Source organism: Serratia sp. CY40230, assembly GCF_052168835.1.
In the GTDB taxonomy this organism is placed as follows: Bacteria; Pseudomonadota; Gammaproteobacteria; order Enterobacterales; family Enterobacteriaceae; genus Serratia; species Serratia nematodiphila.
Genome location: NZ_JBJNLX010000004.1, coordinates 511,239 through 531,613 on the forward strand (window position 1 = coordinate 511,239; position 20,375 = coordinate 531,613).

Consider the following 20,375-nt stretch of genomic DNA (forward strand, 5'->3'; position numbering starts at 1 on the left):
GCCGAAGCGAGCGTTACATCTGTTGCGTCGCTGTGGTCACCGGCGAACCGCCGCCTTTTTTGCGCACCCACAGCCAGTAAGCTGCGGTGAGGAACGCGATCCACACCAGCCCGACATACAGCGCGATGCGGCTCTCTTCGAAGTAGCCGAGCAGGCCGATGACGAACGCCATAAAGGCGGTCGCCAATGCCGGCGCCACCGGCCACCACGGCACCGGGAAGCTCAACTGACGGGTTTCTTCCGGCGACAGCGTGCGGCGCATGACGATCTGCGACAGCAGGATCATCAGCCACACCCAGACGGTGGCGAAGGTAGCGATCGAGGCGATGATCATGAAGACCTTCTCCGGGATCAGGTAGTTGAGCACCACCGCCAGCAGCAGGGCGACCGACATCACCAGCACCGTCATCCAGGGCACGCCGCTGGCGGTCAGTTTGGTGAAGCTGCGCGGCGCCTGGCCGTCCTGCGCCATGCCGTACATCATGCGGCCGGCGCCGAAGATGTCGCTGTTGATGGCCGAAATGGCCGCGGTGATCACCACCACGTTCAGCACGTTGGCGGCGGAGCTGATGCCGAGGTTGCTGAAGATCTCAACGAACGGGCTGCCGTTCTGGCCGATGCTGTTCCACGGATAGATCGCCATCAGCACCGTCAGCGTCAGCACGTAAAACAGCAGGATGCGCACCGGCACGGCGTTGATCGCCTTCGGCAGCACTTTGGCGGGGTCTTTCGCCTCGCTGGCGGTGATGCCGATGATCTCGATGCCTCCGAAGGCGAACATCACTACCGCTAATGACGCGACCACTCCGCCGATGCCGTTAGGCATAAAGCCGCCGTGCTGCCACAGGTTGCTGATGCCGGTGGCGTGCTGGGCTTGCCCGAAACCGAACAGCATTACCGCCGCGCCGCCGACGATCATCGCCACGATGGCGGCGACCTTGACCAGCGACAGCCAAAACTCCAGCTCGCCGAACACCTTGACGCTGCACAGGTTGAGCGCGCCGATAAACAGGATGATGCTGAGCACCCAAACCCACTGGGCGACGTCCGGGAACCACAGCCCCATATAGATGCCGAAGGCAGTGACGTCCGCCAGGGCGACGATCACCATTTCAAAGGTGTAGGTCCAGCCGGTAAGGAACCCGGCCAGCGGGCCGAGATAGTGGCTGGCGTAGTGGCCGAACGAGCCGGAAACCGGCTGGTGCACCGCCATTTCGCCCAGCGCGCGCATCACCATGAATACCGCCGCGCCGCCCACCAGGTAGGCCAGTAGCACCGCCGGGCCGGCCAGCTGGATGGCGCCGGCGGAGCCGTAGAACAGGCCGGTGCCGATCGCCGAGCCGAGAGCCATGAAACGGATATGCCGCGCGTTTAGTCCGCGTCTGAGTTGTGTCGTTTCGTTACGCATGTTGCTTCCCGTTAAGTGTTTGCCGAACAGGCACGCGCTGCCCGCGCCGGGTGGAACGCACCCGGCGGGGCAGAACAAACTGCGTGATTCAGTATGTGATGATTATGCCTGGCTAGGCAGCAGCGCCGCAGGCAGCAGCGATGTCAGGTGACCGGCCGCCAAGAGTTGGCTGGCGGCTTCAATGTCGGGGGCGAAGAAACGATCCTTGTCGTAGAAACTGACATGCTCGCGCAGCAGACGGCGCGCCTGCTCCAGACCTTCCGAGGTCTTCAGGCCGTTGCGGAAATCCAGGCCCTGGCAGGCGGCCAGCCACTCGACCGCCAGAATGCCGCGCACGTTGTCCGCCATGCTCCACAGGCGGCGGCCGGCGGCCGGCGCCATGGAGACGTGGTCCTCCTGGTTGGCGGAGGTCGGAATGCTGTCGACGCTTGATGGATGCGCCAGCGCTTTGTTTTCGCTGGCCAGCGCTGCGGCGGTGACCTGAGCGATCATGAAGCCGGAGTTCACGCCGCCGTTCTCCACCAGGAACGGTGGCAGCTGCGACATGTGTTTGTCCATCATCAGCGAGATGCGGCGCTCGGACAGCGAACCGATTTCGGCGAATGCCAGCGCCAGGTTATCGGCGGCCATCGCCACCGGTTCGGCGTGGAAGTTGCCGCCGGACAGCACGTCGCCCTGTTCGGCGAACACCAACGGGTTATCGGAGACGGCGTTGGCTTCGATCTCCAGCACCTCGGCGGCCTGACGGATCTGCGTCAGGCAGGCGCCCATCACCTGCGGCTGGCAGCGCAGGGAGTAAGGATCCTGCACTTTTTCACAGTTTCGGTGCGAGTCGGAGACTTCGCTGCGCGCGCCGAGCAGGTGACGATAGGCGAGGGCGGCGTCGATCTGGCCGCGCTGGCCGCGCACCTCGTGGATACGCGCGTCAAACGGGCTGCGAGAGCCCAGCGCCGCTTCCACCGTCAGGCTGCCCGCCACGGTGGCGGCCGCGAACAGATCTTCGGCATCGAACAGGCCGCGCAGCGCGAAGGCGGCGGAGACCTGGGTGCCGTTCAACAGCGCCAGGCCCTCTTTCGCCGCCAGCGTCAGCGGTTTCAGGCCGGCTTTGGCCAGCGCTTCGGTCGCCGGCAGCCATTGGCCCTGATGGCGCGCCTGGCCTTCGCCCAGCAGCACCAGGCTCATGTGTGCCAGCGGCGCCAGGTCGCCGGAGGCGCCGACGGAGCCTTTCAGCGGAATATGCGGATAGACTTCGGCGTTGACCAGCGCGATCAGCGCCTGGATAACTTCCAGGCGAATGCCGGAGAAGCCGCGCGACAGGCTGTTGATCTTCAGCACCATGATCAGGCGCACCAGATTGTCGTCGGTCGGCTCGCCCACGCCGGCGGCGTGTGACAGCACGATCGAGCGCTGCAGATTTTCCAAATCGTCGCGGGCGATGCGCGTCGAAGCCAGCAGGCCAAATCCGGTGTTGATGCCGTATGTGGTGCGGTTTTCTTCAACGATGCGCTCTACGCAGGCCACGCTCTGCTGGATAGGGCCGTAGGCGTTGTCGTCCAGCGTCAGCGTCACCGGATGTTGATAGACGTCGCGTAGCTGGGCCAGCGTCAGTTTGCCTGGGCGAATAGTCAGCGCTTTCATGCTTTTTCTCCTTGGGTGGCGGCAACCATCGGCAGGTTCAGGCCTTGCTCGCGGGCGCAGTCGATAGCGATATCGTAGCCGGCGTCGGCGTGACGCATGACCCCGGTAGCCGGGTCATTGTGCAGCACGCGGGCGATGCGCTCGGCGGCTTCGTCGGTGCCGTCGCAGACGATCACCATGCCGGAGTGTTGGGAGAAGCCCATGCCGACGCCGCCGCCGTGGTGCAGGGAAACCCAGGTGGCGCCGCTGGCGGTGTTCAGCAGGGCGTTCAGCAGCGGCCAGTCGGAGACCGCATCTGAGCCGTCTTTCATCGCTTCGGTTTCACGGTTCGGGCTGGAAACGGAGCCGGAATCCAGGTGGTCGCGGCCGATGACGATCGGCGCGGACAGTTCGCCGCGGCGCACCATCTCGTTGAACGCCAGGCCCAGCTTGGCGCGCTGGCCGAGGCCAACCCAGCAGATGCGCGCCGGCAGGCCCTGGAAGCTGATGCGCTCGCGCGCCATGTCCAGCCAGCGGTGCAGGTGTTCGTCATCCGGGATCAGCTCTTTCACCATGGCGTCGGTTTTGTAGATGTCCTGCGGATCGCCGGACAGGGCCGCCCAGCGGAACGGCCCGATGCCGCGGCAGAACAGCGGACGGATGTAGGCCGGCACAAAGCCCGGGAAGTCGAAGGCGTTGTCGACGCCGGTTTCTTTCGCCATCTGGCGAATGTTGTTGCCGTAGTCGAAGGTCGGCACGCCCATCTGCTGGAACGCCAGCATGGCTGTGACGTGATCGGCCATCGATTGCTTGGCGGCGGCGACCACTTTGGCCGGCTCGGTTTGCGCGCGCTGGCGATACTCTTCCCAGCTCCAGCCCTTCGGCAGGTAGCCGTTCAGCGGGTCGTGGGCGCTGGTCTGGTCGGTGACCATGTCCGGGCGCACGCCGCGGCGCACCAGCTCAGGCAGGATTTCCGCCGCGTTGCCGCACAGAGCGATGGAGATGGCTTTGCCTTCTGCGGTGTATTTCTTGATGCGGGCCAGCGCGTCGTCCAGATCTTTGGCCTGCTCATCGACGTAGCGGGTTTTCAGACGGAAATCGATGCGGCTCTGCTGGCATTCGATGTTCAGCGAGCAGGCGCCCGCCAGCGTGGCGGCCAGCGGCTGCGCGCCGCCCATGCCGCCCAGACCGGCGGTCAGCACCCAACGCCCCTGCAGACTGCCGTCGTAGTGCTGGCGGCCCGCTTCGACGAAGGTCTCATAGGTGCCCTGAACGATGCCCTGGCTGCCGATGTAGATCCAGCTGCCGGCGGTCATCTGGCCGTACATCGCCAGGCCTTTGGCGTCCAGCTCGTTGAAGTGTTCCCAGGTCGCCCAGTGCGGCACCAGGTTGGAGTTGGCGATCAGCACGCGCGGCGCGTTGCTGTGGGTTTTGAATACGCCGACCGGCTTGCCGGACTGCACCAGCAGGGTTTCGTCTTCTTCCAGCGTTTTCAGGGTTTCGACGATCTTGTCGTAACAATCCCAGTCGCGCGCGGCGCGGCCGATGCCGCCGTACACCACCAGCTCGTGTGGGTTCTCCGCAACTTCAGGATCGAGGTTGTTCATCAGCATGCGTAACGGCGCTTCGGTCAGCCAGCTTTTTGCGTTTAATTGTGTGCCGCGTGGCGCGCGTACATCGACATTGCGAACTTTGTTATTTGTAGTCACAGCATTTTCCTCAAACAGTATCGGTGCAGATTCCATGCCGCGGTGGGGATGAGTACCACGGCATAACAATGCGTAGGGCTTATTAACATATACTTGTATGTACAAGCATATGCAACACTGACCAGTTGCCGCTGAAAAGTGGCATAAGAAAAAGTTATTTTCTTTTTATATCAGGTTGATATGCGATTTTTTATCGCCGGTCTCAGATACGGAAAGCCGGAGAAAAGTGAGCTGTTCGGCAAAAATGAATTAAAATTGACTCATTTTTGGGCGGCTAGTCACAATATTTTTACAGACTGATTACAGTTGGCGGCGGAGGATAAACAAGCCCTATCACCGCAGGAAGAAAGCCCGCCGTGGGCGGGCTTGCCAGGCTCAGGCAGCCGGTTGCAGCATCGGCTTGCGGCTCATCTTGCACACCGTGGCGATGGCGGCGATCAGAGCCGGTACGCACAGGAACATCAGGATGCTCTGCACTTCCCACTGCATCGCCAGCAGTTGGGCGCCCATCATGGTGCCGGCGACGCCGCCGAAGCGGCCGATGCCCTGCATCCAGGCGATGCCGGTGGCGCGGCTGTGGGTCGGGTAGAAGGTGGCCGCCAGCGTTTGCAGCCCGGACTGCGCGCCGTTCATGGTGACGCCCATCAGGAAGATGAAGGCGCCCAGCAGCACGATCTGCTTGTCTTCGGTGGCCATCGCCACGATCAGCAGGGCGGTGACGACAAAGCCGCTCGAGACCACTTTGTGCGCATTCCAGCGGTCCATCAGCCAGCCGGCCACCAGGATGCCCAGCGTGCCGCCGAAGGTGAACAGCGAGGTGAGCATCGCCGACTGTTCCAGCTGATAGCCCAAGCCCTGCATCAGGATCGGCATCCAGCTCAGCAACACGTAGTAGATCACCAGCCCCATGAAGTAGGTCACCCACAGCATCAGCGTGCCGAGCAGGTAAGGGCGACTGAACAGCAGCCCTACGCTGGTCTTGGCCTGCGTCAGCTTCTCTTCATACAGGTAGAAACGCGTCACGCCGTCGAGGCTCTGGCTGACGAAGCGTTGCGCAATGCGTTTGATCTTCGCCGCATCCTGCCCGCGGTTGACCATATATTTGACCGATTCCGGCAACAGCAGGATCAGCAACACCGTCAACGCCAGCGGCGCAATGGCGCCGAGCAACAGCACGCTGTGCCAGCCGTAGCTCGGGATCAGCCACGATGAAATGGCGCCGCCGCCGGCCGCGCCCAGCGGAAAGCCGCAATACATGGTATTGATCGCCAGCGAACGGCAGCGCTGCGGCGCGTATTCGGAGATCAGAGTGATAGCGTTGGGCATCGCCGCTCCCAGCCCGAGGCCGGTGAGGAAACGCCACAACGTCAGGCTATTGAGCGAGCCGGCGTAGGCGGTGGCCAGGCTCGACAGGCCGAAGAACAGGCAGGAAAACACCAGCACGCGCTTGCGGCCGATGCGGTCGGAGATTGGTCCGGCTATCAGCGCGCCGAGCGACAGCCCCAGCAGCGCGGCGCTCAGCACCGGCCCCAGATCTTGCTTCATGATGCCCCAGTCTTTGGCGACCGAGGGGGCGATATAGCCCATGGCGGCGGTATCGAAACCGTCGATGGCGAGGATCAGGAATCCGAGAATGATCAGTGTCCAGTGAAACAGCGAAAACTTGCTGTCGTCGATGGCCTGTTGAATGTTTAACTCGCTGGTGGAATGAGTCATGGCACCCTCTAAACGCAGATGTAGTCGTGATGGAACGTGGCCGGAACTGTCGCCCGGCTTGTGTTTGCTTGTATATACATCTGCGCGTCGGCGCTTTATGTCAAATATAATTATCTTATTTGTTAACTGCGTGTTGTTTTTTGTGGAGCAGCTTGCACCGCGGATGAAAGGCCTAAGGCCGGTTAACAAATTAAATGAACGCCATTGGCGGTGAGATATGCTGACGGCGGCGCCGAGGAAAAAATTTAATACACTTTTGGCCGTTTGGTCGCCGGGCCGGAATCTGCGATAATCGCTTTTTACTTTTCCAGATTGAGAAACCGATGCAGTACCCGATCAACGAGATGTTCCAAACCTTGCAGGGCGAAGGCTTTTTCACCGGCGTGCCGGCCATTTTCATCCGCCTGCAGGGCTGCCCGGTAGGGTGCAGCTGGTGCGACACCAAACATACCTGGGAAAAGGAAGCCCATCGGGAAGTCGACCTGCAACGGATCCTGGTCAAAACAGAAGAGAGCGACGCCTGGGGCAATGCCAGCGCCGAGCAGTTGCTGGCGGTGATGCGTCAGCAAGGCTACACCGCGCGTCATGTGGTGATCACCGGCGGTGAACCCTGCATCTACGATCTGGCGCCGCTGACCGAGCTGTTCGAACAGCACGGCTACCGTTGCCAGATTGAAACCAGCGGCACCCACGAAATTCGCTGTTCCGCCAACACCTGGGTGACGGTTTCGCCCAAGGTGAATATGCGCGGTGGCATGAAGGTGTTGGATCAGGCGCTGCGGCGCGCCGACGAGGTGAAGCATCCGGTGGCGCGCGAGCGCGACATCGAGGCGCTGGATGCGCTGCTGGCGACGTTGCAGGATGACAAGGCGCGCATTATCGCACTGCAGCCGATCAGCCAGAAAGAAGAGGCGACCCGTCTGTGTATTGAAACCTGTATCGCGCGCAATTGGCGGCTGTCGATGCAGACCCACAAGTATCTGAACATCGCCTAAAATCAGGGCGCCATTGCGGCGCCCTTTCTTTTAACCTTTATATACGCATCCCGCCGTACAGGTCTCTTTCACCATCACCGCCGTCAATTCCGGCAGCTGGGGCTTGAGCTGCTGCCAAATCCAGGCGGCGAGCACTTCGCTGGTGGGATTTTCCAATCCTGGAATATCGTTCAGATAATGGTGATCCAGCCGTTCCCAGATCGGGGAAAACACAGCCTTGAGCTCGGCGAAATCCATCACCCAACCGGTGTGGGGATCCACTTCACCGGTCACTTCCAGACGCACCATAAACGAATGCCCATGCAGACGGCCGCATTTATGGCCCTCCGGCACGTGCGGCAAGCGGTGTGCGGCTTCAAACTGAAAATCTTTAAACAGCGTGGTTGCCATTATTACGGCCTCATTGACTCAAAAACCGCCGCATAGTACCGGAAAGCGCGTCTGCTTGCCATTTATACCGTTATGGTCTACCGCCACGGCCAACGCGCCCGTTTAACACTTTTTTTGTTTGGTGTTTGCGGCACCTATCGGCTGGGGTTATGAGTCGAAATGTTGAACGGTGAAAAAACGATGAAAAAAAGCGCTTTAATTTCATCTGGATAAAAAACTTTGTTTAACGGTTTAAGCGTTATCCCTTACCAGAAAAACAGCTTAGTCATTTTGGTTATGATTTATTGCTATCCCTTATTTAATCGTTGCTATTCTGCTCGGTAACCTTACAAACTCTCCTGATCTTTTCCGCACACCCGACGCAGCGAAGAGACAGCGACTGACACTGGCGCGCGCCTGGCAGGAAAGGCGCTAAGTATAGGAAATAAGTACAGCAATGACGACTCAGGCTCCTCCAACATCTTTGCTCCCGCTGACGCCCGAACAGCTGGCGCGCTTGCAGGCGACGATCGGCGACTATTCGCCGACGCAGCTGGCGTGGCTGTCCGGTTATTTTTGGGGCATGGTCAATCAACAGCCCGGAGCCGTGGCCATTGCGCCTGTTGCCCCTGCGGCTGCCGCCGGCATCACCATCATTTCTGCTTCGCAGACCGGCAATGCGCGCCGCCTGGCGGAGCAGCTGCGCGACGATCTGCTGGCCGCCAATCTGAGCGCCACGCTGATCAGCGCCGGCGACTACAAGTTCAAGCAGATAGCTCAAGAGCGCCTGCTGGTGATCGTCGCCTCCACGCAAGGGGAAGGCGAGCCGGCGGAAGAAGCGGTGGCGCTGCATAAATTCCTGTTCTCGAAAAAGGCGCCGAAGCTGAATGATACCGCTTTTGCGGTGTTCGGGCTGGGCGACACCTCTTATGAGAATTTCTGCCAGTCTGGTAAGGATTTCGACGGCAAGCTGGCCGAGCTGGGCGCCGAGCGCCTGGTGGAGCGTGTGGACGCCGACGTGGAGTACCAGGAACTGGCCGCCGCCTGGCGCAAACAGGTGGTGTCGGTGCTGAAGGCGCGCGCGCCGGCGGAAAGCGCCGCGCCGGGCGTGTTGGCCAGCGGCGCGGTCGATCTGATCGACAGCAGCCCGTACAGCAAGGAACAGCCGCTCACCGCCCAACTGGCGGTCAAGCAGAAAATTACCGGCCGCGCGTCGGATAAAGACGTGCGCCATATCGAGATCGATCTGGGCGACTCCGGCCTGCGCTATCAGCCGGGCGATGCGCTCGGCGTATGGTTCGACAACGATCCGGCGCTGGTGGACGAACTGGTGCAGCTGTTGTGGCTGAAAGGCGACGAGCCGGTCGAGGTGGAAGGGCAAACCCTGCCGCTGGCGCAGGCGCTGCGCAGCCATTTCGAGCTGACGCAGAACACCACGCCGATCGTCGATAAATACGCCGCCCTGTCGCGCGATGAAACGCTGATCGGCCTGCTGGCGGATAAAGCCGCGCTGCAGCAGTACGCGCACAACACGCCGATCGTCGACATGGTGCGCCAGGCGCCGGCGGATCTGAGCGCCGAACAGCTGGTCGGCCTGCTGCGCCCGCTGACGCCGCGCCTGTACTCCATCGCCTCTTCGCAGGCGGAGAACGAAAGCGAAGTGCACATCACCGTGGGCGTGGTGCGTTACGACATCGACGGGCGCGCCCGCAGCGGCGGCGCCTCCGGCTTCCTGGCGGATCGTCTGGAGGAAGACGGCGACGTGCGGGTGTTTATCGAACACAACGATAACTTCCGCCTGCCGGCCAACCCGGAAACGCCGGTGATCATGATCGGTCCGGGCACCGGCATCGCGCCGTTCCGCGCCTTTATGCAGCAGCGCGACGCCGACGGCGCCGGCGGCAAAAACTGGCTGTTCTTCGGCAACCCGCACTTTACCGAAGATTTCCTGTATCAGGTCGAATGGCAGCGCTATGTGAAAGACGGCCTGCTGACCCGCATCGATCTGGCCTGGTCCCGCGACCAGCAACATAAAATATACGTACAAGACAAACTGCGCGAACAGGGCGCGGAAGTGTGGCGCTGGATTCAGGAAGGCGCGCACATTTACGTCTGCGGCGATGCCAATCGCATGGCAAAAGACGTGGAAAACACATTACTGGAACTGGTGGCCGAGCACGGTGGCATGGATACCGAGCAGGCGGATGAATTTTTAAGTGAGCTGCGCCTTGAGCGCCGTTATCAGCGAGATGTTTACTGATGAGTGATAAACACCCCGGGCCTTTGGTAGTCGAAGGCAAACTGGCCGATGCGGAGCGCATGAAGAAGGAGAGCAACTTCTTGCGCGGCACCATCGCCGAAGATTTGAACGACGGCCTGACCGGCGGCTTCAACGGCGACAACTTCCTGCTGATCCGTTTTCACGGCATGTACCAGCAGGATGACCGCGACATTCGCGCCGAACGCGCCGAGCAGAAGCTGGAGCCGCGTCACGCCATGATGCTGCGCTGCCGCCTGCCGGGCGGCGTCATCAGCCCGCAGCAGTGGCTGGGCATCGACAAGTTCGCGCAGGAAAGCACGCTGTACGGCAGCATTCGTATCACCAACCGCCAGACGTTCCAGTTTCACGGCATTCTGAAAGGCAACGTCAAACCGGTGCACCAACTGCTGAACCGTCTGGGGCTGGACGCGCTGGCGACTGCCAACGACGTGAACCGCAACGTGCTGTGCACCTCCAACCCGGTGGAGTCCGAGCTGCATCAGGAAGCCTACGAGTGGGCGAAGAAGATCTCCGAACACCTGCTGCCGCGCACCCGCGCCTACGCAGAGGTGTGGCTGGATCAGGAGAAGGTGGCCACCACCGACGAAGAGCCGATTCTGGGGCCGACCTACCTGCCGCGCAAATTTAAAACCACGGTGGTGATCCCGCCGCAAAATGACGTCGATCTGCACGCCAACGACATGAACTTCGTGGCGATCGCCGAAAACGGCAAGCTGGTGGGCTTTAACCTGCTGGTGGGCGGCGGGCTGTCCATTGAGCACGGCAACAAGAAAACCTACGCGCGTCAGGCCAGCGAGTTCGGCTACATTCCGCTCGAACATACGCTGGCGGTAGCGGAAGCGGTGGTGACCACGCAGCGCGACTGGGGCAACCGCACCGATCGCAAGAACGCCAAAACCAAATACACGCTGGAGCGCGTCGGCGTGGACGTTTTCCGCGCCGAAGTGGAAAAGCGCGCCGGCATCACCTTCGCGCCGATCCGGCCGTATGAATTCACCGGCCGCGGCGATCGCATCGGTTGGGTGAAGGGCATTGACAATCAGTGGCATCTAACGCTGTTTATCGAGAACGGCCGCCTGCTGGACTATCCGGGGCGCCCGCTGAAGACCGGCATGGCGGAGATCGCCAAGATCCATAAAGGCGACTTCCGTCTGACGGCGAACCAAAACGTGATCATCGCCGGCGTGCCGGAAAGCGAAAAGGCGAAGATCGAAGCCCTGGCGCGCGATTATGGCCTGATCGACGACCAGATCAGCGAGCAACGCAAAAACTCGATGGCCTGCGTGTCGTTCCCGACCTGCCCGCTGGCGATGGCGGAGGCCGAGCGTTTCCTGCCGCAGTTTGTCACTAAGGTGGAAGGGATTATGCATCGGCACGGGGTGGGCGACGAGCATATCGTGCTGCGCATCACCGGCTGCCCGAACGGCTGTGGCCGCGCGCTGCTGGCGGAGCTGGGGCTGGTGGGCAAGGCGGTCGGCCGCTATAACCTGCATTTGGGCGGCAACCGCGAAGGCACGCGCATTCCGCGCATGTACCGCGAGAACATCAACGAAGATGAGATCCTGAGCGAGATCGACCTGCTGGTGGGGCGCTGGGCGAAGGAGCGCAACGCTGGCGAAGGTTTCGGCGACTTCACCGTTCGCGCGGGCGTCGTCAAACCGGTGCTGGATCCGGCGCGAGATTTCTGGGAGTGAGGCCGGGCGGCCCCTGGGCAGAGGGGCCGCACAGATAATTTCAAGTATCAGGAGAGACAACATGGCTGAATTCGATCTGGCGGCGCTGAACGCGTTGCCCAAATCCGGGCAGGCGCTGGCATTGGCGGTGGTCAACGGCCAACTGGAGACCCTCAGCGCCGAACAGCGCGTTGAATGGGCGCTGGAGCATCTGCCCGGCGAGTTCGTACTCTCGTCCAGTTTCGGCATTCAGGCGGCGGTATGCCTGCACCTGGTGACGCGCATCCGGCCGGATATCCCGGTGATCCTGACCGACACCGGTTATCTGTTCCCGGAAACCTATCGCTTTATCGATCAACTGGCCGACCAGCTGAAGCTGAATCTGCAGGTGTTCCGCGCGGAGCAGTCTCCCGCCTGGCAAGAGGCGCGCTATGGCAAGCTGTGGGAGCAGGGCGTAGAAGGGATTGAAAAATACAACCAGATCAACAAGGTCGAGCCGATGAACCGCGCGCTGGAGACGCTGGGCGCGCAGAGCTGGTTCGCCGGCCTGCGGCGCGAGCAGTCCGGCAGCCGCGCCAATCTGCCGGTCCTGGCGGTGCAGCGTGGGGTGTTCAAGATCCTGCCGATCATCGACTGGGACAACCGCAAGATTTACCAGTATCTGACCGAACACGGGCTGAGCTATCACCCGCTGTGGGAGCAGGGCTACCTGTCGGTAGGCGATACACACACCACCCAGAAGTGGGAGCCGGGCATGAGCGAGGAAGAGACGCGTTTCTTCGGCCTGAAGCGCGAGTGTGGCCTGCACGAAGGCTAAACGGCGTGATTGACATGACAGGGCTCAGCAATGCTGGGCCCTGTTTTTTTGCGGGCTACTTTTTCTTCTGTGCTTTCGGCGGGTGCGCCTGCGCCAGCTCTTTGATCAGCGGCAGCAGGATCTGCACGCTGTCGCGGCTGCGTTTGTCGATCCGCCCCGGCAGGTAGCGATCCAGATACTGCAGATTGTCATACTGCGGACGGTGCCAGGTGATGCCCTGCGGGAAGTGCGGGCTGACGGCGCGCTGCTGGTAGCCATCTTTGTCGCCCAGCGACCAGTTGGTGGCCTCCACCGACAGCACCGGGATGCCCGCGGCGTCGAACACCTCTTGATCGGAGCAGCAGCCGGTGCCCTTCGGGTGCTGCGCGCTGCCCGGATTGGTGGCGGCGGCGATGCCGTAGCGGTGGGCGATATCCAGCGCGCGATCGCGGGAACGCTTCGCCATTTGCGGCGGCGTGTTGCGCCCGGCGTTGAAATACAGACGATCGCCGGTGATCAGGCTGTCGAGGTTGATCACCAGCACGGTGTTGCTTTTCTCTTCCGCGCTCATGCGTTGCAGGTAGTTCTGCGCCCCCAGTGAACCGATCTCTTCGGCGCTGGTGGCGACGAAGCGCAGGCCGTAGGCAGTGGGGATGTTCTTCAGGCGTTCCGCCAGTTCCAGCATCACACCGATGCCGGAGGCGTTGTCGTCGACGCCCTGCAGCGTCAAGCCGCCGAGGTTGTTATCCAGATCCTCGTCGCTCTGCGGCGTATAGGTGTCGAAGTGGGCGACGACCACGATCTGTTTTGGGCTGTCGCCGTTGCGGGCGGCGATCACCGAGCTGGCGGTGACGTTGTTCCAGTTCTTCTTGCCGTCTTTGCTGGTGTAGAGATAGCGCGTATTGACGCTGCGAATGTCGCTTTGGTAACCCATCTTGCTGAATTGCTGCTTCAGATAGTCGGCGGTGAGCAATTCAGCCGGGCTCCCCGCCATGCGGCCGGGGAAGTAAGTGGCGATGTGGCGGGTCTGCTCGGCGGCGAAACGGCCCATTGGCGCGTCTTTTACGGGCTGTGCGGCACAAACGCTGAAGACGCCGCCGAGTGCGAGGGCCAGCAGGCTGGTCTTCAGGTAAAAACGGGAAAACATACCGAAAAATCCTTCTTTGCTATCGGCGCTGCCGATCATTTTTCTTCGGCACCCAGTATGAGACGCCGGGCGGCATTACACAATTTCCCTGTCTCTTAATTTTCGCGCGAACGCGCAAACCGCCGCCGTGAGTATTACCGTTTGCCTCCTGCGTTGCGGCCTATATTCCATAAAGTAACTAATCATTCCTTTTCGTCATTTCAGAGGCTAAATCTCAGCCCGTATAGTCACACTATCTTTCTGTTATATGAAAAGGCTGTTGTGGACTATCTACCAATATTCGCCGACCTGAAACAACGCCCGGTGCTGGTCGTTGGCGGTGGTGACGTGGCGGCGCGCAAAGTCGATCTGCTTCAGCGCGCCGGGGCTGAAATACGGATAGTTGCGCAGTCGCTCTCACCGGAACTGGAACAACAACGTCAGCAAGGGCGGGTGCTCTGGCTGGGGAAAACCTTTGATCCGCAGCAGTTGGACGACGTGTTTCTGGCGATCGCCGCCACGGACGACAACGCGCTGAACGCCGCGGTGTTCGCCGAGGCGGATAAACGCCGGGTGCTGGCCAACGTGGTGGACGATCAGCCGCGCTGCTCGTTCATCTTCCCGTCGATCATCGATCGCTCGCCGCTGGTGGTGGCCGTATCGTCCAGCGGCCAGGCGCCGGTGCTGGCGCGACTGCTGCGCGAAAAGCTGGAGGCGTTATTGCCCGCCAGTTTGGGGCAGATGGCGCAGGTAGCGGGCCGCTGGCGCGGCCAGGTCAAACAGCGGTTGGCTTCGATCGGCGAACGTCGCCGTTTCTGGGAGAAAACCTTCGGCGGCCGTTTCGCCACGCTGGTGGCCAACGGCCAGACGGCGCAGGCGGAACGGCAGCTGGAGCAGAATTTACACCGCTTCGCCGCAGGCGATGAAGGCGTACAGGGCGAGATCGCCCTGGTAGGCGCCGGGCCGGGCGACGTGGGGTTGTTGACCCTGCGCGGGTTGCAGGTGATGCAGCAGGCGGACGTGGTGCTGTATGACCATCTGGTCAGTGGCGAGATCCTCGATCTGGTGCGGCGCGACGCCGAGCGCATCTGCGTGGGCAAGCGCGCCGGCGCGCACTCGGTGATCCAGGAAGAGACCAACCGGCTGCTGGTGGAGCTGGCGCAGCAGGGCAAACGGGTGGTGCGCCTCAAGGGCGGCGATCCGTTCATCTTTGGCCGCGGCGGCGAAGAGCTGCAGGTGGCCGCCGCCGCCGGCATTCCGTTCCAGGTGGTGCCGGGCGTCACGGCCGCCGCGGGGGCGACCGCCTACGCCGGCATTCCGCTGACGCATCGCGACCATGCGCAGAGCGTGACCTTTATCACCGGCCACTGCCGCCCGGACGGCGATGGCCTGGACTGGGCCGATCTGGCCCGGGCGCGGCAAACGCTGGCTATCTACATGGGCACCATGAAGGCGGCGGACATCAGCCAACGCCTGATCGCCCACGGCCGCGACGCTGCGACGCCGGTGGCGGTGATCAGCCGCGGCACGCGCGCCGATCAGCAGGTGCAGATCGGCACGCTGGAACAACTGGAATATCTGGCCCAACGGGCGCCGTTGCCGGCGCTGCTGGTGATCGGCGAAGTGGTGGAACTGCACCACCAAATCGCCTGGTTCGGGCATCAATCGCAGACGGAAGGGGCCGTGCGCCCGGCCGTCGTGAATTTGGCATAGGCAAGGCTTTTAAGGATCTGTTATGGACGAAAAACGACTCACTCATTTGCGGCAATTGGAGGCGGAGAGTATCCATATCATCCGTGAAGTCGCCGCTGAATTCGCCAACCCGGTAATGCTGTATTCCATCGGCAAGGACTCTTCCGTGATGCTGCATTTGGCGCGCAAGGCGTTCTTCCCCGGCACGCTGCCGTTCCCGCTGCTGCACGTCGATACCGGCTGGAAGTTCCGTGAAATGTACGAATTCCGCGATCGCACTGCGAAGGAGTACGGCTTTGAGCTGCTGGTGCATAAAAACCCGGAAGGGGTGGCGATGGGTATCAACCCGTTCGTGCACGGCAGCGCCAAGCATACCGACATCATGAAGACCGAGGGCCTGAAACAGGCGTTGAACAAGTACGGTTTTGACGCCGCCTTCGGCGGTGCGCGGCGCGACGAGGAGAAATCGCGCGCCAAAGAGCGCATCTACTCGTTCCGCGATCGCTTCCACCGCTGGGATCCGAAAAATCAGCGGCCGGAGCTGTGGCACAACTACAACGGCCAGATCAACAAAGGGGAGAGCATCCGTGTCTTCCCGCTGTCGAACTGGACCGAGCTGGATATCTGGCAGTACATCTTCCTGGAAAAGATCGACATCGTGCCGCTGTACCTGGCGAAACCGCGCCCGGTGGTGGAGCGCGACGGCATGTTGATGATGGTGGACGACGATCGCATCGATCTGCAGCCGGGCGAAGTGATCAGCCAGCGCATGGTGCGTTTCCGCACTCTGGGGTGCTGGCCGCTGACCGGCGCGGTGGATTCGCAGGCGCAAACCCTGCCGGAGATCATCGAAGAGATGCTGGTCTCCACCACCAGTGAACGCCAGGGGCGGATGATCGATCGCGATCAGTCCGGCTCGATGGAGCTGAAAAAGCGTCAAGGGTATTTCTAAGGAGCCGCCGGATGAACAACGCAATTGCACAACAAATCGCTGACCAGGGCGGCGTCGAATCCTATCTGCACGCGCAGCAGCACAAGAGCCTGCTGCGCTTTCTGACCTGCGGCAGCGTCGACGACGGCAAAAGCACCCTGATTGGCCGCCTGCTGCACGATACCCGCCAGATCTACGAGGATCAGCTGTCGACGCTGCACAGCGACAGCAAACGCATCGGCACCCAGGGCGAAAAGCTCGATCTGGCGCTGCTGGTGGACGGCCTGCAGGCCGAGCGCGAGCAGGGCATCACCATCGACGTGGCCTATCGCTATTTCTCGACCGAAAAACGTAAATTTATCATCGCCGATACCCCGGGGCACGAGCAGTACACCCGCAACATGGCCACCGGCGCCTCGACCTGCGATCTGGCGATCCTGTTGATCGACGCGCGCAAAGGGGTGTTGGATCAGACTCGCCGCCACAGCTTTATCGCGACCCTGCTGGGCATTCGCCATCTGGTGGTTGCGGTAAACAAAATGGATCTGGTGGACTATCAGGAAGCGGTGTTCGAGCAGTTCAAACAGGATTACCTGACCTTCGCCCAGCAGCTGCCTGGCGATCTGGACATCAAGTTCGTACCGCTGTCGGCGCTGGACGGCGACAACGTGGCGAGCGAAAGCGCCCATATGCCGTGGTACAGCGGCCCGACGCTGCTGGAAGTGCTGGAGAGCGTTGACGTGATCAGCGAGCGAGAAAACCAGCCGCTGCGCTTCCCGGTGCAGTACGTCAACCGCCCGAACCTCGATTTTCGCGGCTATGCCGGCACGCTTTCCGCCGGTGTAGTGCGGGTGGGGCAACGCATCAAAGTGCTGCCTTCCGGCGTGGAGTCCAGCGTGGCGCGTATCGTGACCTTCGACGGCGATCTGCAAGAAGCGGTGCCGGGCGAGGCGATTACGCTGGTGCTGAAAGATGAAGTGGACATCAGCCGCGGCGATTTGCTGGTCGACGCCGGAGAAAGTCTGCAGGCGGCGCAGAGCGCGCGGGTGGACGTGGTATGGATGGCCGAGCAGCCGCTGGTGCCGGGCCAGAGCTACGACATCAAGATCGCCGGCAAAAAGACCCGCGCCCGCGTGGAGAGCATTCGCCATCAGGTGGAGATAAACACGCTGGCGCAACACCCGGCCGACACATTGCCGCTCAACGGCATCGGGTTGGTGGAGCTGACCTTCGACGAACCGCTGGTGCTGGACAGCTATCAGAGCAATCACGACACCGGCGGGCTGATCTTCATCGATCGCATGAGCAACGTGACGGTTGGCGCCGGTCTGGTGCGTGAAACGCTGCAGGATGCCCCGGCGGCGCGCGGCGAGTTCAGCGCCTTCGAGCTGGAGCTGAATGCGCTGGTGCGCAAGCACTTCCCGCACTGGGGCGCACGCGATCTGCTCGGTGGCCGATAAGGTGGCCGCTGAACTGAGGGCAACCGGGCCGGACGATGAGAACGTGGTTTGGCATCCGCATGCGGTGACGCGTGCGGATCGCGAAGCGCGCAACGGCCACCGCGGCGCGGTGCTGTGGTTTACCGGGCTGTCCGGCTCGGGCAAATCCACCGTCGCCGGCGCGCTGGAGCAGGCGCTGCATGGGCTTGGCGTCAGCACCTATCTGCTGGACGGCGATAACGTGCGCCACGGTCTGTGCCGCGATCTCGGTTTTTCCGACGAGGATCGGCGCGAGAACATCCGCCGGGTGGGGGAAGTGGCCAAGCTGATGGTGGATGCCGGGCTGGTGGTGCTGACCGCATTCATTTCGCCGCACCGCGCCGAGCGGCAAATGGTGCGCGAGATGCTCGGCGACGATCGCTTTATCGAGGTGTTCGTCGACACGCCGTTGGCGATCTGCGAGGCGCGCGATCCGAAAGGGTTGTATAAAAAAGCGCGTGCCGGCGAGCTGCGCAATTTCACCGGTATCGACGCGGTTTATGAGGCGCCGCAGCAGCCGGAAATCCACCTCGACGGCCAACAATTGGTAACAAATTTGATTGCGCAATTGTTAGACGTGTTGCGTGGTCAGGCTATTATCAAACCCTGAATTCAAAAAAAGCGTGTGGCGTTTTTCGCCATGCGCTTTTTACTCTAAGCCGCCGCAGAGCGAGCCGAATAACCAGGGATCACTATGCAAAATGTCACGCCTATCTTGATCGACTCCAAGCAGTCAAAACAGGAGAGAGAGGAGCCTTCTTATTCTTTCCTGGGCGGCGTCAGCGGCTTTGTTTTCTACTGGCTGGCGTTCGCGTTGCCGTTTCTGGTTTACGGTTCCAACACGCTGTTTTTCCTGCTCTATACCTGGCCGTTCTTCCTGGCGCTGATGCCGCTGTCGGTGCTGATCGGCATCACCCTCAGCATGCTGTTGCGCGGCCGTCTGATCCTGACGCTGCTGCTGACCGGCGCGATCGTGCTGTGCCTGTTCTGGCTGGTGTTCAGCTTCCTGACCGGGTGGTGAGAGAGCGGGCGCCGATGCCGGCGCCCGAAGGATTGCAAAGCCGTGTCGAAGGTTACAAAACTTTGCTTAGAAACGCCTGCGTGCGCGGATTGGCCGGCTGGCTGAAGATCTGCTGCGGCGCACCCTCCTCCTGAATGATCCCCTGATCGATAAACAGCACCCGGTCGGCCACCTCGCGGGCAAAGCCCATCTCATGCGTCACCACCACCATGGTCATGCCCTCGTGGGCCAGTGATTTCATCACCGCCAACACTTCGCCCACCAGCTCAGGATCGAGTGCGGAGGTCGGCTCGTCGAACAGCATGATCTTCGGCTCCATCGCCAGCGCGCGGGCGATCGCTACCCGCTGCTGCTGGCCGCCCGACAGGCTGTTGGGATAGGCGTCGATCTTGTCGAGTAGGCCGACCTTGAGCAGCAGCTGTTCTGCGTGCGCGATGGCTTCGGCGCGCGGCTGTTTCTTCACGCTCACCGGCGCCATGATGATATTTTCCAACACCGTCATGTGCGGGAACAGATTGAAACGCTGGAACACCATGCCCACGCTTTCCCGCATCTTGTTCAGGTCGGTTTTCTGATCGTGGACGGCGAAACCGTTGACCTCGATCTCGCCGCCGGAGAGCGTCTCCAGCGCATTGATGCAGCGCAGGAAGGTGCTCTTCCCGGAGCCTGAAGGGCCGATGACGCACACCACTTCGTTGGCGGCGATCCGGCAGGAAATGCCGCGCAGCACGTGGCTTTCGCCGAACTGTTTTTGCAGATTATGTACGCGAATCACTTTTACCGAACCTCTTTTCCATGTGCTGCACCAGCAGCGAGAGCAGGAAGGTGATGACCCAATAGACCAGCGAAATGGTCAGGTAGGGCTCCCAGTAGGTGGCGTAGGCGCCGGAGACGGTACGGGCGGCATAGGCCAGATCCGCCAGGCCGATGGCGGAGGCCAGCGACGAATCCTTGACGATGGCGATGGCGTTGTTGCCCAGCGGCGGCAGCATGCGCCGGAAGGCTTGCGGCAGGATCACCTGGCGCATGGTTTTGCCATAGCTCATGCCCAACGAGCGCGAGGCTTCCATCTGGCCGCGGTCGATCGACTGGATCCCGGCGCGGAAGATCTCCGACACATAGGCGCCGGCGTTGAGCGTGATCGCCACCACGCAGGAGAGAAAGGCGCCGTAGTCGGCGCGCAGCGCACGGGCGAAATCGACGCTCATCAGGCCGCTGGTGACCAGCAGACCGTCACGCGGGTTGATGAACAGCGGCACCAGCGCGAAGTGCACCACCATGATCTGCACGAACAGTGGCGTGCCGCGAAAGGCGCTGATGTAGATGCGCACCGGCCACTGAACGCCGTAATGCAGGATGGGTTTCCAGATGCCGTGCGGCGCCTGCGCCAAACGGCCCAGTCCGAGGATCAAGCCCCAGGTGGTGCCCAGCAGCACGCAGATAATGGTGCATTTGATGGTCATCCAGGCGCCTTCCATAAACAGCGGCGCGTATTCCTGGATGATCTCCCAGCGGAAGTTCAAGGGGTATTCCTTCTTGGTAGGCTGAAACGGTGGTGCGCCG

At 61.6% G+C, this 20,375-nt stretch carries 17 protein-coding genes; 9 read left to right on the forward strand and 8 right to left on the reverse strand.

Annotated elements, in window-relative coordinates; translation table 11 throughout:
• Positions 1-13: 13 nt before the first annotated feature.
• The 4 genes from ACJ8IJ_RS16990 to ACJ8IJ_RS17005 all read right to left on the reverse strand — a co-directional run bounded on the left by ACJ8IJ_RS16990 (position 14) and on the right by ACJ8IJ_RS17005 (position 6,450).
• Complete coding sequence (locus ACJ8IJ_RS16990; protein ID WP_015376675.1) at positions 14-1,408, reverse strand: amino acid permease; 1,395 nt, start codon at positions 1,406-1,408, stop codon at positions 14-16.
• Between the two features lie 102 nt (positions 1,409-1,510).
• Positions 1,511-3,046 carry a histidine ammonia-lyase gene (gene hutH / locus ACJ8IJ_RS16995; RefSeq protein WP_025301604.1) on the reverse strand — a complete coding sequence of 512 codons (1,536 nt, stop codon included), beginning with the start codon at positions 3,044-3,046 and terminating at the stop codon, positions 1,511-1,513.
• On the reverse strand, positions 3,043-4,734 hold the full coding sequence (gene hutU, locus ACJ8IJ_RS17000; RefSeq protein WP_442518842.1) for a urocanate hydratase: 1,692 nt from the start codon (positions 4,732-4,734) through the stop codon (positions 3,043-3,045). The genes hutH and hutU overlap by 4 nt, the downstream gene beginning before the upstream one ends.
• A gap of 375 nt (positions 4,735-5,109) precedes the next feature.
• Positions 5,110-6,450 carry an MFS transporter gene (locus ACJ8IJ_RS17005; protein ID WP_197806559.1) on the reverse strand — a complete coding sequence of 447 codons (1,341 nt, stop codon included), beginning with the start codon at positions 6,448-6,450 and terminating at the stop codon, positions 5,110-5,112.
• A gap of 323 nt (positions 6,451-6,773) precedes the next feature.
• On the opposite strand from ACJ8IJ_RS17005, the gene queE reads away from it, so the two are divergent.
• Complete coding sequence (queE, locus tag ACJ8IJ_RS17010) at positions 6,774-7,445, forward strand: 7-carboxy-7-deazaguanine synthase QueE (RefSeq protein WP_004932641.1); 672 nt, start codon at positions 6,774-6,776, stop codon at positions 7,443-7,445.
• A 30-nt stretch (positions 7,446-7,475) separates the two neighbouring features.
• Here the strand turns inward: queE and queD are convergent, their stop codons facing one another.
• Complete coding sequence (queD, locus tag ACJ8IJ_RS17015; RefSeq protein WP_004932638.1) at positions 7,476-7,835, reverse strand: 6-carboxytetrahydropterin synthase QueD; 360 nt, start codon at positions 7,833-7,835, stop codon at positions 7,476-7,478.
• A 436-nt stretch (positions 7,836-8,271) separates the two neighbouring features.
• Between queD and cysJ the strand changes: the two genes are divergently transcribed.
• The 3 genes from cysJ to ACJ8IJ_RS17030 all read left to right on the forward strand — a co-directional run bounded on the left by cysJ (position 8,272) and on the right by ACJ8IJ_RS17030 (position 12,585).
• Positions 8,272-10,074 (forward strand): NADPH-dependent assimilatory sulfite reductase flavoprotein subunit, encoded by a 1,803-nt coding sequence (gene cysJ, locus ACJ8IJ_RS17020; RefSeq protein ID WP_015376679.1) that lies wholly within the window; start codon positions 8,272-8,274, stop codon positions 10,072-10,074.
• Positions 10,074-11,789, forward strand: coding sequence for an assimilatory sulfite reductase (NADPH) hemoprotein subunit (cysI, locus tag ACJ8IJ_RS17025; RefSeq protein ID WP_442518843.1), 1,716 nt, complete (start codon positions 10,074-10,076; stop codon positions 11,787-11,789). The genes cysJ and cysI overlap by 1 nt, the downstream gene beginning before the upstream one ends.
• A 61-nt stretch (positions 11,790-11,850) precedes the next feature.
• On the forward strand, positions 11,851-12,585 hold the full coding sequence (locus ACJ8IJ_RS17030) for a phosphoadenylyl-sulfate reductase (protein WP_015376681.1): 735 nt from the start codon (positions 11,851-11,853) through the stop codon (positions 12,583-12,585).
• Between the two features lie 55 nt (positions 12,586-12,640).
• On the opposite strand, the gene ACJ8IJ_RS17035 is transcribed toward ACJ8IJ_RS17030, so the two are convergent.
• Positions 12,641-13,711, reverse strand: a complete 1,071-nt coding sequence (locus ACJ8IJ_RS17035; protein WP_028127845.1) for an aminopeptidase — start codon at positions 13,709-13,711, stop codon at positions 12,641-12,643.
• Between the two features lie 261 nt (positions 13,712-13,972).
• Here ACJ8IJ_RS17035 and cysG point away from each other — a divergent pair, with 261 nt between their 5' ends.
• The 5 genes from cysG to ACJ8IJ_RS17060 all read left to right on the forward strand — a co-directional run bounded on the left by cysG (position 13,973) and on the right by ACJ8IJ_RS17060 (position 18,812).
• The gene (gene cysG, locus ACJ8IJ_RS17040) at positions 13,973-15,403 is read left to right on the forward strand and encodes a siroheme synthase CysG (protein ID WP_442518844.1); all 1,431 of its coding nucleotides are present in this window, start codon (positions 13,973-13,975) and stop codon (positions 15,401-15,403) included.
• 22 nt (positions 15,404-15,425) lie between these two features.
• Positions 15,426-16,334 (forward strand): sulfate adenylyltransferase subunit CysD, encoded by a 909-nt coding sequence (cysD, locus tag ACJ8IJ_RS17045; protein WP_004932620.1) that lies wholly within the window; start codon positions 15,426-15,428, stop codon positions 16,332-16,334.
• Between the two features lie 11 nt (positions 16,335-16,345).
• Positions 16,346-17,773, forward strand: a complete 1,428-nt coding sequence (gene cysN, locus ACJ8IJ_RS17050) for a sulfate adenylyltransferase subunit CysN (RefSeq protein WP_049242652.1) — start codon at positions 16,346-16,348, stop codon at positions 17,771-17,773.
• The gene (gene cysC, locus ACJ8IJ_RS17055) at positions 17,712-18,401 is read left to right on the forward strand and encodes an adenylyl-sulfate kinase (RefSeq protein WP_077791443.1); all 690 of its coding nucleotides are present in this window, start codon (positions 17,712-17,714) and stop codon (positions 18,399-18,401) included. Before cysN ends, cysC begins: the two co-directional genes overlap by 62 nt.
• Before the next feature lie 84 nt (positions 18,402-18,485).
• On the forward strand, positions 18,486-18,812 hold the full coding sequence (locus ACJ8IJ_RS17060) for a DUF3561 family protein (protein WP_004932611.1): 327 nt from the start codon (positions 18,486-18,488) through the stop codon (positions 18,810-18,812).
• Between the two features lie 52 nt (positions 18,813-18,864).
• Here the strand turns inward: ACJ8IJ_RS17060 and ACJ8IJ_RS17065 are convergent, their stop codons facing one another.
• Positions 18,865-19,587 (reverse strand): amino acid ABC transporter ATP-binding protein, encoded by a 723-nt coding sequence (locus ACJ8IJ_RS17065; RefSeq protein WP_131165237.1) that lies wholly within the window; start codon positions 19,585-19,587, stop codon positions 18,865-18,867.
• Positions 19,571-20,290 (reverse strand): amino acid ABC transporter permease, encoded by a 720-nt coding sequence (locus ACJ8IJ_RS17070; protein WP_042706788.1) that lies wholly within the window; start codon positions 20,288-20,290, stop codon positions 19,571-19,573. The genes ACJ8IJ_RS17065 and ACJ8IJ_RS17070 overlap by 17 nt, the downstream gene beginning before the upstream one ends.
• Between the last annotated feature and the right edge of the window lie 85 nt (positions 20,291-20,375).

Excerpts from the sequence above, each read along its gene's own strand:
- ACJ8IJ_RS16990 (WP_015376675.1), bottom strand. The coding sequence starts at position 1,408 with ATGCGTAACGAAACGACACAACTCAGACGCGGACTAAACGCGCGGCAT.
- hutH (WP_025301604.1), bottom strand. The coding sequence starts at position 3,046 with ATGAAAGCGCTGACTATTCGCCCAGGCAAACTGACGCTGGCCCAGCTA.
- ACJ8IJ_RS17005 (WP_197806559.1), bottom strand. The coding sequence starts at position 6,450 with ATGACTCATTCCACCAGCGAGTTAAACATTCAACAGGCCATCGACGAC.
- queE (WP_004932641.1), top strand. The coding sequence starts at position 6,774 with ATGCAGTACCCGATCAACGAGATGTTCCAAACCTTGCAGGGCGAAGGC.
- queD (WP_004932638.1), bottom strand. The coding sequence starts at position 7,835 with ATGGCAACCACGCTGTTTAAAGATTTTCAGTTTGAAGCCGCACACCGC.
- cysJ (WP_015376679.1), top strand. The coding sequence starts at position 8,272 with ATGACGACTCAGGCTCCTCCAACATCTTTGCTCCCGCTGACGCCCGAA.
- cysI (WP_442518843.1), top strand. The coding sequence starts at position 10,074 with ATGAGTGATAAACACCCCGGGCCTTTGGTAGTCGAAGGCAAACTGGCC.
- ACJ8IJ_RS17030 (WP_015376681.1), top strand. The coding sequence starts at position 11,851 with ATGGCTGAATTCGATCTGGCGGCGCTGAACGCGTTGCCCAAATCCGGG.
- ACJ8IJ_RS17035 (WP_028127845.1), bottom strand. The coding sequence starts at position 13,711 with ATGTTTTCCCGTTTTTACCTGAAGACCAGCCTGCTGGCCCTCGCACTC.
- cysD (WP_004932620.1), top strand. The coding sequence starts at position 15,426 with ATGGACGAAAAACGACTCACTCATTTGCGGCAATTGGAGGCGGAGAGT.
- cysN (WP_049242652.1), top strand. The coding sequence starts at position 16,346 with ATGAACAACGCAATTGCACAACAAATCGCTGACCAGGGCGGCGTCGAA.
- cysC (WP_077791443.1), top strand. The coding sequence starts at position 17,712 with ATGCGCTGGTGCGCAAGCACTTCCCGCACTGGGGCGCACGCGATCTGC.
- ACJ8IJ_RS17060 (WP_004932611.1), top strand. The coding sequence starts at position 18,486 with ATGCAAAATGTCACGCCTATCTTGATCGACTCCAAGCAGTCAAAACAG.
- ACJ8IJ_RS17070 (WP_042706788.1), bottom strand. The coding sequence starts at position 20,290 with ATGGAAGGCGCCTGGATGACCATCAAATGCACCATTATCTGCGTGCTG.